A 13,003-nucleotide genomic window follows, 5' to 3' on the forward strand; every position below is an offset into this window, starting at 1 on the left:
ATAACTATTTAAAGTTCAATGTGAGGTGATATGGAAAACAGATTCATTAAACTCAGTCCGTAGCAGCAAGATGATATGTTATTATTTGTTAAAAATTAATCAAATGTTTTCACCTAAATAAAATGATCCCAAAACAAAAAAACATTAACTGGATATTACCCTTGATTATTTGTGGTGCATTTATTTTTTGTGCTGCTGTGGGAATGTTGATAGATCCAGATGCTTTTCATAAATTCTTCTCAGCAACGCAAATAAATCGAGAAATTCCTCCTCAATTACCTCATAAAAGCTACTATTGGGATGTTTTACATTATGCAGAAATGGCTGTTAATCCCAGTTGTAAAGCATTTTATCCCCTGTGGACTTTTATTATTCGTAACCTCTTTCATCCTCAAACTATAGAACAAGCAGCACATTATTTTTTAATTGTTGGTAGTGGTATATTTTTAATTACTAATTTTTTACTATTTTGGGTGATAAAAACTGCGTTAAATCGCACAACTTTAGCTTTTTTAATCATGTTAGCCTATACAGTTAACCCAATGGCAATATTTAGGGTTATCGGCTACACAGAAAGTATATTTTCCTTGTTTGGTACGTTATTTATCTGGCTGTGTTTACCCAAAAATAAAATTAATCAAAAGCTCAAGCTTTGTTTTTTATTCATCATCACATTTTTGATGAGTTTAACCAGACCTATATTAATTCAAGTATTTTTTGCAACTGCATTAACTTTAATAACTATTATTGGTTTGGAAATGCTGAGAACCAAGATATATTCTTGGAATAATTTATTAATTAATCTGCAAAAATATCAACTGGAGATTAAAACAACTGTAACTATATGGGTTGCAGCATTACTTGGTTATGCTGTTTATGGTAACTATTGTCTCCAAACTAGAGGTAATTTTTTTGCACCTTTTGAAGATCAACGTCTTTGGGGCAAGAAATTAGGTATTCATTTAGAACTTCTACTATTTCCAAAATCACCTTTAGTTGATATTATAGGTTTTTACCTGCCTTTGATAATTTTGTTATTGTCTCTAATTTTGACATATTATAAATATACACAAAAACAGAATATTATATTAGTACCAAGATATAGAATTTGGTGGAGTATTCTTTATTTATATCCACCTCTTTTAATTTTAATATATGGGTTTAATTTTTTCAAAGCAATGAAGAATAAAATCACTTTCACTCAAATAAAAATTCATGATTATACTAATAATTTAGCAGTTAACTATATATTTTGGTTTTGTGTGTATTTTACAACTGCTCATTCATTAATTCAATTTTTTACATTTGATCGGTTAATGAGTTTAGCCAGATATATATTTGCGACCCCTTTCTTTTTCCTTCCTTTAGGATATTTGTATCGTTGTATTCCTGGTAAAATAAAATATCAAACTTTGCTATTTATGAGTTTAATTTCTGCGGTGATGTTAGTAGAACAATGGATTAAATATGGTCAAGATAAATGGTTAGGTTAATAAATAAACTTAATAAGTAATATAATAAATCAGCCCATCTACTCCCTAGTTATCCCCATATACAACGAAGAAGCAAACATTAAGCATGGGTATCAAGTAATACTTTCATTCTCAATGTCTAGGGGATTAAGAAAATCTTTTAAAATATCTTCTGGTAAAGGTGAATTAAAGTCAGAAGCAATCACCACCTTACCACGATCTAAACCCGGTATTCGCGGTAATGGCTGCTGGGAAAAAGGTAAAATACGAGCCACAGGAGTACCACCTTGAGAAAGAATAACTTCTTCTCCTGAAAAAACTCTACGGAGTAATTCTCCAAAATCACCTAAGTTATCTGGGAGTTCTGCGTTATACATTGTTAAGTTAATTAGTGGTAAAATTCATGTTAATTCTTTAGCTTATACTCCAATTTTACTATACTTTAAACTTATTTTCTTGATTTTCTGCAAACTATCTTTGTACTCTTAACTTCTCAACTTAACCAACCGTAATTATAAATTATCCATCAAATCAATTATCACCGTGAATCAGCCCATATACTCCCTAGTCATCCCCATCTACAACGAAGAAGAAAACATCACAGAAATGTATCGCCGTCTCACTCATGTCATGGAACAATTAGACGGTGAAGTTGAACTGATTTTAATTGATGACGGTAGCCGCGATCGCTCTTTAAGCATGATCCGCGAATTACACCATCATGATAGTCGAGTCCGTTACCTAAGTCTAGCGAGAAATTTTGGTCATCAAGTCGCAGTCACAGCAGGTCTAAATTTTGTCCAAGGTAAAAGCATTATCGTCATGGATGCTGACTTACAGGACCCACCAGAATTAATTTTAACCATGATTGACAAATGGCATGAAGGATACCAAGTAGTTTATGCCCAGCGCAAGTCCCGTCAAAAAGAAAATTGGTTCAAACGCTTAACAGCATATCTTTTTTATCGCATTCTCAAACGTTTGGCTAAAGTTGACATCCCTGTAGATACAGGCGACTTTTGTTTAATGGATAGACAAGTAGTAGATATTCTCAATGCTATGCCAGAACGTAACCGCTACATTCGTGGTTTACGTGCTTGGGTAGGTTTTCGTCAAACATCCGTACTTTTTGAAAGAAGCCCTCGTTATGCAGGAGATGTAAAATATACCTTTGGTAAATCTTTCTCCTTAGCAATTGATGGTATTATCTCATTTTCCACAGTTCCTTTAAGACTGGCAACCTATTTAGGTATCATATCAGCTACTATTGCCTTAATTATGATCTTGTTAGTTATTTATTGGCGAATATTTGCACCAGTATCTAATTTAATAGGTTACACATTAATTACTATTGCCATCTTTTTCTTAGGTTCAGTGCAGTTAATTTGTATTGGTATTTTAGGTGAATATATTGGTCGAATTTATGAAGAAGTCAAAGGTCGTCCTCTTTATACAGTAAAGGAAATGGGAGGTTTGACAAAAATTTAATTAGCTCAAATAATCTAATTATTTAATTCCCTAATTTGTCTATCTTTTTGTTTAATAAAAAATCACCATTAAAATACTCAGGAAATACCAGTGTCACCCCAAGAATTTAGCCTACTCCTCTTCTCAGTCCTCATCAGCGTTGCTGGACAATTTTTCCTCAAAACAGGAGCCATGAAACTAGGAAAAGTTCATGCAGGTAACATTATTAATCTCATCCTCAACATGATCACCATACCAGAACTATTATTAGGACTAACCTGTTATGGTATTGGTGCGATCGCATACATATTACTACTAACAAGAGTTAACCTTAGCGTTGCTGCTCCTGCGGTATCCGTTGGTTATATATTTTCCGTCTTATTGGGTTTCTTTATTTTAAGAGAACCTATTTCTGTGATGCGTCTTGTAGGATTAGGTTTTATTGTTACAGGAGTAATCTTAGTAATTTGGCGCAAATAAAATCCAATTCAGAATTATTTATACAGCAGTATCTATATTAACAAATAATTCAGACTCAATCATGGGAAACTATGATTAGTTGTTTTTTGTCTATCTATTCGATAGATTTCTAAAAACAACAAAATCAAGTGAAAAATTTTATTTTTTCTTTTACAGGCAGGAAGAAACTTCAAGGTTAAAATATACATCTCTAGTAATGTTAATGATAGTATGTGTCCTTATTTTGGGTTAGATACTCTATTCCTCAAAGCTGGTTATGTGGAATAATTATTAATTTATTACCTGTAGTTATGGATAAAAGTAAACAAGTCATAGATTCCATACTTAAGGAAGTAACTGAATGGTAAATTTCACCGTTTGAGGCAACCAAATTCCAGTAAGTATAAATTGTCTACTTAATAATTTCTGTAATTTACCATTGTAGTTTTGATGATTACCAGTACCTAACTGAGTATCTAACATTTAGAAAAAAAATATGTTATAAACTACCGTCATCAACGTGAGCGACGGTTTAACCCTTGAAGGAGCTATGCAGTGGAAAATAATAAGTCATTTTTTTGGCCGCAGGGAATTTTGATTGTATTGCTATGTTTAACTGGTACTTTGGGTATTGGGTTAATGATGCTTGTGAGGGCAAATACCTCTAAAGCTCAAAATAACCAGCATATCAAAATCAATGAGATTGCGGCTAATACAGGCACTCAGCAGCGAATTGAGAAATTCAAAGCTGCTATGCTTACTACTTGGCAAAAGGAAGCACAAGCAAAAGGTATTATCACTGATGTACCATCACGCTTTCAAGGAGCAACAATTAAATTTGCAACCCTACCTCCAAACCAGAAAGTTATTGCCCTCACCTTTGATGATGGTCCTTGGCCAAAAAGCACTGCCCAGGTTCTAGATATTCTCAAAAAAAATAATATTCCAGGTACATTTTTCGTTGTTGGGCAAAATGTAAAAAATTATCCTGATTTAACTAGACGTATAGTTGCTGAAGGCCATTCTATTGCTAATCATACCTGGCATCATTGGTATCATCACATGAACGCCCAAGCCGCAGCCTATGAAGTTGCCAATACCACAGATATTATTTTTAAAACTACAGGGGTGAAATCCGGTTTATTTCGTCCACCTGGTGGAATTATGACTAATGGTGTCGTATCCTACGCCAGAAATAATAAGTATGCAATTATTATGTGGTCATCTGACTCTATAGACTATTCCCGTCCTGCTGTACCTAGACTTATTAACAATATATTCAAATCGGCAAAACCAGGGGGTATTGTTTTAATGCACGACGGTGGAGGCGATCGCACTCACACCGTCCAAGCCTTACCAGAAATTATCAGTAGATTCCGTAAGCAAGGCTATAAATTTGTTACTGTTCCCGAACTCTTGGAAATGCAAGATCAACAGCAACAGTTAGCTGCTATTCAATAATGGACAATTGACAATGAACAATTGACAATTACCTCTCCCTTCTAGGGAGAGGATTGAAAAAACGGAATTTTTTGATTTTTTCCCCTTGAAAGAGGAGGTTTTAAACCTTGAATGAAACAATTGTCAATTATCAATTGTCAATTATCAATTGATAAGAAGTTGCCCCTTGAGGCAGGAGAAAGGAGGCAGGAGGTAAATATTTCTCGTTTTCTCGTTCCCATACTCTGTATGGGAATGAATTTTAGAATTTTACTTTTTCATTTTTTTTTGCTGGACAAAACTATTAAATACTGTTAAAATAGATAACATAAAATCACTTTTTTAGGTGTATATTTTTGCGTCCACAAGAGATTAAGGAACAACTCAAGTCATTAATTGAGGCAGCATCAACCATAGATCCCAGTTTAGAAATTAGGTTAAAACAAATTAATCGTTGGGTTAAAGATGTTAAACCTGGTTCTTTGACTGCTAAAAAGTTTGTCCTCTTTTTCCTACAACAGATAATTATTGATGCTAGAACTTACTTAGACATCAAAAGTTTAACTGATGAAGATAAACGACAGCAGTATTATCAGGAAATGAACCCTTGTCAGAGATATTGGTATAGTTATCTTTTTCCTCAATGGTTGGCAGAAAAAGATCCTGATTTTGAAACCTGGAAAAAAAAATTAATGGCTGGAAATTTTGATCAAAGTGATACTCAAATCTTAACAGCAGTAGCTAAAGAGATTAAACAGCGCGGGTGGGATTTATGGCAATCTTATATTGCTGATGTAGCTATGGCAACTGATATAATTGTTAGTTATGAATTACAACATCCTTTGTGTGTTCAACTTACTAGCTTATCTGATGTTAATTCTCAAGATAAATTTACTAAATGGGAAAATAAGTTAAAATATTGGGGTATAGAAAGAGGGTTATTTTTAAGTTATAATCCTGGTATGGATGGATTTATTAAGCAAATCGTTGATATTTCATTAGAGAATAGCGATCATTTGCCAATAGGAGTTTACTTAAAATTTAATTTATAGTTTTTAATTTATAGTTTTTTAGTTGTATTTGCAGTTTGAGGATAAAGTGTCATCATGGTAAAAGAAATAGAAATTAAAAAAACAGATAATTTTACACAATACCTTGAACATTTAGAAGCAGGTAAAAGGTTACAGGAAGATTGGATAAATCATGGTATTGATTGTGTAGATTTATATTTTGAAGATATAGATAGTGATTGGTTACAAACTTGGGGAGATGATGAGGATGAACCAGGTTATATAGAAAAATTGACGGCTTTCTTAGAAAGTGATGATATAGTAGCTGTGAAGGTACGCCAGCAGTTACAGGATAAATCTATTGATGAAATTATTGCAGGTTTAGAAGATTGTTTGAGTCAATTAACAGAGAATGACAAGATTTTTGCTGCGAAGGATTTGTTAGTTGGTGGTGTTGCGGTTTTAGGAAGTAATCGTAGTTCTAGTGATGAAGGAATTGATGAAATTGAAATGTTAGATTTGGCGGAAGACTTGATGGAGAAGTTGAGGGAGATTTTGGGCTGAATAAATTTGTAAATAATACCTACAGATAAGATTTTACCAATGGATGAAGCAAGAAAACAAGCTTATTTTGATTTAATTAATAAATTGCTCAATTCTTCGAGAGGAGAAGAACCGGAAATTTTAGATGATAATAAACATCTAATAGATATACATTTAGTGCAAACCATAAAACAGATAGCTGCTGGTATGGGAGCGCACGGAGAAGAAGATAATGCAAAGTATTTAGAGTATGATCGTGAATATCAAAAATATCAAAAATTAGCATATCAGATTTATCAAATTAAAACTTATAACCATCAATGCCCCTTTTCACATCCAGTTTACTGGGCGGCTTTCATCTGCCACGGCTTAAAATAAAACTCTCTCTTCTTCTTTCCTTCTTCCTTTGCGCCTTTGCGTGAGATATAAAAATGTAGTTCCAATCACCAAATCTTTCACTTAAAAACCAGGAGTAAGCATCATCAAAACATGACACTTACTCCCAACAACTTTAGAGTTTTCCTCCTGCAATACTGATCGCTAACTAAACAGAACTCAACTGTTTACCAGCCTTTTCAGCTTCCACATTAGCTTCTGCACTATCAGCTTCTGAAGGTGGTACAACTTGCCAGAATTTGAGTAAATACTCTGACCAGTTTTGTAAAATTAACTGCGCTTTTGGTGAACCAGTGCGATCGCTATGAGCTTTAATCAAATCATAGAGTTGTTTTGCACCAGCTTCCGTTGCTACACGCTGGATTTTCACAATGGTCTTATTCACCAACTCAGGGAAAGAACCATCTTCATCCAAGAAGTAACCTAACCCCCCAGTCATACCAGCACCGACGTTGCGGCCGACTTTACCCAGAACCACAACTACACCACCGGTCATATACTCGCAGCAGTGATCCCCAGCCCCTTCAATAACTGCTGTACCTTTAGAGTTACGTACCGCAAAGCGTTCACCCGCTAAACCTCTAGCGAACAACACCCCACCAGTCGCACCATATAAACAGGTATTACCCACAATCACATTTTCGGCTGAGTTGTAAGTCGCATCTGCTGGGGGTTTAATAATAATCTCCCCACCGTGCATCCCCTTACCTACATAGTCGTTAGCTTCCCCATGTAAAGTTAAGGTTAAACCAGGTAAGATAAACGCCCCAAAGCTTTGACCTACACTACCTTGGAAGTTCAAGTTAATTTGACCTTCAAAACCACTATCACCGTATTGAGAAGCAATAGCACCCGCTAACCTTGATCCTACGGTTCTATCAGTATTCACAACTTTGTAAGTCTTGGTGACAGTAGATTGATTTTTGATGGTTGCTTGAATTTCTGCATCCGCTAAGAACTGATCATCTAAAACTGGTCCATTACTGTGAACTTCTTCATGTTCTAACCAGCTACGGTTAGATTTAGCATCTGGTAACTTAGTTAAACAATCTAAATTCACAGATTGGGTTTTTGTTAGCTTGACATCAGAACGCACGGTTAACAGATCCGCCCTACCAGTTAACTCTGTTAAAGAACGATATCCCAACTTCGCTAACAGACTCCGCACTTCTTCAGCGATGAAATAGAAGAAGTTAACAACGTGATCAGGAATACCTGTAAAGCGCAGACGCAGTTCTTCTTTCTGAGTCGCTACACCCTTGGGACAGGTGTTTAAATGACACACCCGCGCCATAATGCAACCTTCGGCGATCATGGCGATCGAACCAAAACCGAATTCCTCAGCACCCATTAAAGCAGCGATCAGGACATCCCAGCCACTCTTTAAACCACCATCAACTCTTAAAATTACGCGATCGCGTAACCCATTATCCATCAACACCTGATGCACTTCTGATAATCCAAATTCCCACGGACTACCAGCGTGTTTAATAGAACTCAGAGGAGATGCACCAGTACCCCCATCATGTCCAGAAATTTGGATAATATCAGCGTTAGCTTTTGCTACACCGGCAGCAATCGTACCAATACCGATTTCCGCCACTAACTTCACAGAAACCTGAGCTTTGGGGTTAATTTGATGCAGGTCAAAAATTAACTGCGCTAAATCTTCAATTGAGTAAATATCATGATGGGGAGGGGGTGAAATCAAAGTTACACCAGGTTTAGAACGGCGCAACATGGCAATATAAGGGCTAACCTTGGGACCAGGTAACTGTCCACCTTCACCGGGTTTTGCACCTTGGGCAATTTTGATTTCGATTTGTTTAGCACTGGCTAAATATCCCGGTGTCACACCAAAACGACCAGAAGCGACTTGTTTGATGGCACTGGAAGCAGTATCACCATTTCTCAAACCGTTCAAATGGGGTAGAGTGGGTGAATGTCCGTTTTCGTCAACATCATTTAATATATTGTAACGAACTGGATCTTCCCCACCTTCACCAGAGTTAGATTTCCCACCGATGCGGTTCATGGCGATCGCTAAAGTTTCGTGTGCTTCCCGTGATAAAGCACCCAAAGACATCCCACCAGTACAGAAGCGTTGAGCGATTTCGCTGACAGACTCTACTTCTTCTAAAGGAATAGATGGGCGATCGCTGGCAAAATCCAATAAATCTCTTAAAGCCGTTGCAGGTCTGCTTTTTAGATGCTGTTTATAAACTTCATAATGGTCATACTGCTTACCATCTACAGCCTTATGCAGCGCCTTCACCAGTTCCGGGCTATTACTGTGATATTCACCACCGGGACGATACTGAACAAAGCCCAAATTTTCCAACTTCTTAGCAGACAACTCAGGGAAAGCCTTACTGTGGAAAGAAAGCACTTCTTGAGCCAGTTCAGCACAACTTAAACCACCGATGCGGGAAGTAGTACCCCGGAAAGCTAAATTTAACAAATCGCCACCAATACCGATCGCCTCAAAAATTTGCGCCGCTTGATAGCTAGAAAGCAGGGAAATTCCCATTTTTGAGAGAATTTTCAACAAACCTGATTCTACAGCTTGACGATAATTAGCGATCGCCTGATCCAGAGTAATATTATTCAGCTTACCCCGTTCCCTAAACTGTTGAGTCTTAGGATCAGCCCACCAGTCACGCACCGTATCCAAAGCCATATAAGGACAAACAGCACCCGCACCATAGCCCAACAAACAAGCAAAATGGTGTGTACTCCAACATTGGGCGGTATGCACCACCAAAGAAGTCTTCATCCGCACACCTTCGCAGATCAAATAATGGTGAACTGCACCTACAGCCAACAAAGGCGGAATATAAGTCAAATCAGCACTGATACCCTTTTCACCACTTGGGGCAACCTTATCACTCAAGATCAAAATCTTCGCACCAGCCCGCACCGACTCCGCAGCTTGTTTTTGCAAAGATTCTACCGCCGCCTTCAAACCATCAGGACCTGCATCAATAGAAAACAGAGTTGATAAATCAGCAGTGCCAAAACCAGATAATTTAATCGCTTCTAACTCAGCATCAGTCAAAACAGGCGAATCTAACTTTAATCTTCTCGCGTGTTCTGGTTGCGGATCTAATAAATTACCTCTTTCTCCCAGTTCCACCGTCAAGGACATTACCAATTTTTCTCTTAACGGATCAATGGGTGGGTTTGTTACTTGGGCAAAACGCTGTTTAAAGTAGTTGTACAGCAGATGGGGTTTTTCTGATAAAACCGCCAAAGGAATATCATCACCCATAGAGAAAGTCGGTTCAGCACCAGTATTCGCCATCGGCTGAATAATCATTTCTGCATCTTCGCTAGTGTAACCAAAAGCGATCTGTTGTTGCAGTAAAGTTTGTTTATCGGGTATTTCAGAACTTTCAGTTACATAATGACCATTACCGTTACCATTTCCATTAGCTGATGGTTTTACCAAATCTGACAACTCTTGACGGTATTTTTGCAACCAATCGCCGTAAGGATGTAACTTAGCAATACGTTGTTTAATTTCCCAGTTCTTCAAAATTTCATTGCTGTTTAAATCTACAGCAATCATTTGTCCAGGGCCTAATCTACCTTTTTCGATAATACTCGTTTCTGGGAAATCAACTACACCCGCTTCGGAAGCAAGTACGATATAGTCATCATTAGTAATCACATACCGCGCCGGTCTTAAACCATTTCTATCTAAAGTCGCACCAACTCTTTTACCATCACTAAATACCAACAGCGCCGGACCATCCCAAGCTTCTTGTAAACCACTGTAATATTCATAGAAATCAACAATTTCAGGATGATCTTTTAAAGAAGGTTGATTTTTGTAAGCCTCTGGAACCATCATCATTAAAGCTTCCAAAGGGCTACGTCCTGAACGTACCAATAACTCTAGCACGTTATCAAGAGTCGCAGAATCACTACTTTCAGTATTTACCAAAGGTTTAAATTCTTCAGCGCGTCCTTTCCAAATCGGATGATCTAAAGTAGCTTCCCGCGCCATCATCCAGTTAATGTTACCCAACAGAGTGTTAATTTCCCCATTGTGACCTAGTAACCGCATGGGTTGAGCTAGAGGCCACTTGGGCATGGTGTTGGTACTAAAACGACGATGATAAACAGCAAAGGCACATTTAAAAGCTGAATTTTTTAAATCTTGGTAAAAATCTCCCAATACCGCCGATCGCACCATACCTTTATAAACAATGGTACGGCTGGAAAGGGAGCAGACATAAAATTCTTCAGAAATATTTTTCGCCGCTTTCACCACACGACGACGGGTAAGATACATTTCCCGTTCTAGTTCATCACCGCTTTTATCAGCCGAAGAAAGAAAAACTTGTTCTATGTGGGGTTGGTTTTCTCTTGCTTGTATCCCCAAAACCTCTGGACGTACAGGAACTTTACGCCAACCCAGTACAGTTAAATTTTCTTCCTTTGCTACTTGTTCAAAGATTTCTTTAACTTTTTTGGCTGATTCCCCATCTTGGGGTAAGAAGATCATTCCTACAGCCATGTTACCAGTATTAGCAACTTTAAATCCTTCTTGTTGCAACAATTCCCAAGGAATCGCCGTCAAAATACCCGCCCCATCTCCAGAGTCTTGATCCGCACTACATCCACCCCGATGTTCTAAACAAGTCAGCGCATCTAAAGCTTTAGCCAAAATTTCATGGTTGGCAATATTGCAGCGATGGGCAATAAAGCCTACACCACAAGCATCCCGTTCTTCAACTAACCATCTTTGACCTTGATAAGTTGACCTATTTTCCATATTTGTCATTGTGATGTTTTGACCCTGATTCAATGATTGATGATTCATATTTTATTCCTGAAAGAATCGTGAAATTGTTGAGTTATTAATGTGACAAATGTTGCTACCGCAAAGAAAAAAATCTAAGATTTAGCGGTCGGGAAATACATAATCACTAAAAATTAAGGGAAAATTAGGGAAAAAAAATTTTAACTTGAGGTTTACATTTCTGCTCACCCATGTTAAAATAGCCGCGTTATTTTTTTAAGTGTTTATGCACCGCACTTTTAGAAGAAGTACCTTGATCTAGATAATTTGCTTTCCCTGACATTACGTTTATTACGTTTATTTAGATAGTGAAGCTTGGTGTTTTTTAATCCCCTTTTAGCCAGATATAGGCCATTTGTTCAGGATCACCATTTGGGATTTACCTGAGATTTAATTGCAAAAGAACATACCGCTATCTTTTGTCCAGCAATTTTCCTATTGCAGCAACAAGCACAGCGTATTACAAAATATAACACTATATGCCGTTATGTAAACCACTATATAAAACCTACTCAAATATACTTTGAGGTTAGTTTACTTCTTGCTTCATGTTGGTAATGTCGGCACTACCCCATTCACCACAGGCAAACACTGCCTAACTGATAGTTTTTAAGAGAATAATAACTGCGTTTAAATTCCTGTCAAATTCAAATCCACAGTTATCACACTTAAACACCCTTTCACTTAAAGAGAGAGTTTCTTTTTTTACAACACTATTTCTCTGTTTGAGAACTAGGAAACTATCTAGGGGTTGCTGAGAAAGTCTTTCCGTGAGGGCATAGGAGTCAGGAGGAGATTTGAAAATTTCTTTGCCATCTCTTGAAATCCCAAAAAATGCACACTTTTTCCGGTATACCCTTCAAAACCCTTGCACTAATTTCTGTGTTTATCAGCCTCTAACCTTTGATATATCAAGGTTTTAGGTTTATTCAGCAAACCCTATCTATCAATAATCAATGTCACATTGGTAGGGTGCATCAGATATCAACAATTTATTGATTTACTGGATTTATGCAGTTTAAAGCACCGTAAGACATATTTTTGGTGTGACACTTGCGTAAGGTCTAAATCAGTTAGAACCCCTATTATAAACCGTTTCTCTAAAAGTGTGATTGAGATGTGTTATTGAGAACTGTGAGCGTTGGTAGTTTTAGCGGGATGATTGGTGAATGGTTTTTCAATAGATAAATAGGGAATATACATATTATCACCTTTATTGACCAAAAAAATTACAATTTTTTAAGATTCCCTGATAATTGGGGACTGGGGACTGGGGACTGGGGACTGGGGACTGGGGACTGGTGACTGGGGACTGGTGACTGGGGACTGGGGACTGGGGACTGGGGACTGGGGACTGGTGACTGGGGACTGGGGACTGGGGACTGGGGACTGGGGACTGGGGACTG

At 37.3% G+C, this 13,003-nt stretch carries 12 protein-coding genes; 7 read left to right on the top strand and 5 right to left on the bottom strand.

The window, feature by feature from the left end:
* Window positions 1-122 precede the first annotated feature (122 nt).
* On the top strand, window positions 123-1,493 hold the full coding sequence (locus H6F47_RS18375) for a mannosyltransferase (protein ID WP_190650395.1): 1,371 nt from the start codon (window positions 123-125) through the stop codon (window positions 1,491-1,493).
* 92 nt (window positions 1,494-1,585) lie between these two features.
* Here the strand turns inward: H6F47_RS18375 and H6F47_RS18380 are convergent, their stop codons facing one another.
* Window positions 1,586-1,849, bottom strand: a complete 264-nt coding sequence (locus H6F47_RS18380; RefSeq protein ID WP_096570190.1) for a type II toxin-antitoxin system Phd/YefM family antitoxin — start codon at window positions 1,847-1,849, stop codon at window positions 1,586-1,588.
* A 166-nt stretch (window positions 1,850-2,015) separates the two neighbouring features.
* Between H6F47_RS18380 and H6F47_RS18385 the strand changes: the two genes are divergently transcribed.
* Both H6F47_RS18385 and H6F47_RS18390 read left to right on the top strand, forming a co-directional pair.
* Window positions 2,016-2,960, top strand: a complete 945-nt coding sequence (locus H6F47_RS18385) for a glycosyltransferase (protein ID WP_190650397.1) — start codon at window positions 2,016-2,018, stop codon at window positions 2,958-2,960.
* 90 nt (window positions 2,961-3,050) lie between these two features.
* Window positions 3,051-3,419, top strand: a complete 369-nt coding sequence (locus tag H6F47_RS18390) for an EamA family transporter (RefSeq protein WP_137666813.1) — start codon at window positions 3,051-3,053, stop codon at window positions 3,417-3,419.
* A gap of 324 nt (window positions 3,420-3,743) precedes the next feature.
* On the opposite strand, the gene H6F47_RS18395 is transcribed toward H6F47_RS18390, so the two are convergent.
* On the bottom strand, window positions 3,744-3,881 hold the full coding sequence (locus H6F47_RS18395) for a hypothetical protein (protein ID WP_190650398.1): 138 nt from the start codon (window positions 3,879-3,881) through the stop codon (window positions 3,744-3,746).
* 72 nt (window positions 3,882-3,953) lie between these two features.
* Here H6F47_RS18395 and H6F47_RS18400 point away from each other — a divergent pair, with 72 nt between their 5' ends.
* From H6F47_RS18400 to H6F47_RS18415, 4 genes are all read left to right on the top strand, one after another.
* Window positions 3,954-4,859: a polysaccharide deacetylase family protein gene (locus H6F47_RS18400; RefSeq protein WP_190650400.1), complete on the top strand. Its 906-nt coding sequence runs from the start codon at window positions 3,954-3,956 to the stop codon at window positions 4,857-4,859.
* 335 nt (window positions 4,860-5,194) lie between these two features.
* Window positions 5,195-5,890 carry a hypothetical protein gene (locus tag H6F47_RS18405; RefSeq protein ID WP_137666811.1) on the top strand — a complete coding sequence of 232 codons (696 nt, stop codon included), beginning with the start codon at window positions 5,195-5,197 and terminating at the stop codon, window positions 5,888-5,890.
* A 54-nt stretch (window positions 5,891-5,944) separates the two neighbouring features.
* The gene (locus tag H6F47_RS18410) at window positions 5,945-6,412 is read left to right on the top strand and encodes a hypothetical protein (protein WP_190650402.1); all 468 of its coding nucleotides are present in this window, start codon (window positions 5,945-5,947) and stop codon (window positions 6,410-6,412) included.
* Window positions 6,413-6,451: 39 nt separating this feature from the next.
* Window positions 6,452-6,769, top strand: a complete 318-nt coding sequence (locus H6F47_RS18415; RefSeq protein WP_190650404.1) for a hypothetical protein — start codon at window positions 6,452-6,454, stop codon at window positions 6,767-6,769.
* A 166-nt stretch (window positions 6,770-6,935) separates the two neighbouring features.
* On the opposite strand, the gene H6F47_RS18420 is transcribed toward H6F47_RS18415, so the two are convergent.
* From H6F47_RS18420 to H6F47_RS18430, 3 genes are all read right to left on the bottom strand, one after another.
* The gene (locus tag H6F47_RS18420) at window positions 6,936-11,618 is read right to left on the bottom strand and encodes a glutamate synthase-related protein (RefSeq protein WP_190650406.1); all 4,683 of its coding nucleotides are present in this window, start codon (window positions 11,616-11,618) and stop codon (window positions 6,936-6,938) included.
* Between the two features lie 574 nt (window positions 11,619-12,192).
* Window positions 12,193-12,273 carry a transposase gene (locus H6F47_RS28045; RefSeq protein WP_236104013.1) on the bottom strand — a complete coding sequence of 27 codons (81 nt, stop codon included), beginning with the start codon at window positions 12,271-12,273 and terminating at the stop codon, window positions 12,193-12,195.
* 537 nt (window positions 12,274-12,810) lie between these two features.
* Window positions 12,811-13,003, bottom strand: a 193-nt coding sequence (locus tag H6F47_RS18430; RefSeq protein WP_190650408.1) for a hypothetical protein, incomplete at its 5' end; no start/stop codon positions are given.

This window comes from Sphaerospermopsis sp. FACHB-1094, assembly GCF_014696195.1.
GTDB lineage: Bacteria > Cyanobacteriota > Cyanobacteriia > Cyanobacteriales > Nostocaceae > Sphaerospermopsis > Sphaerospermopsis kisseleviana.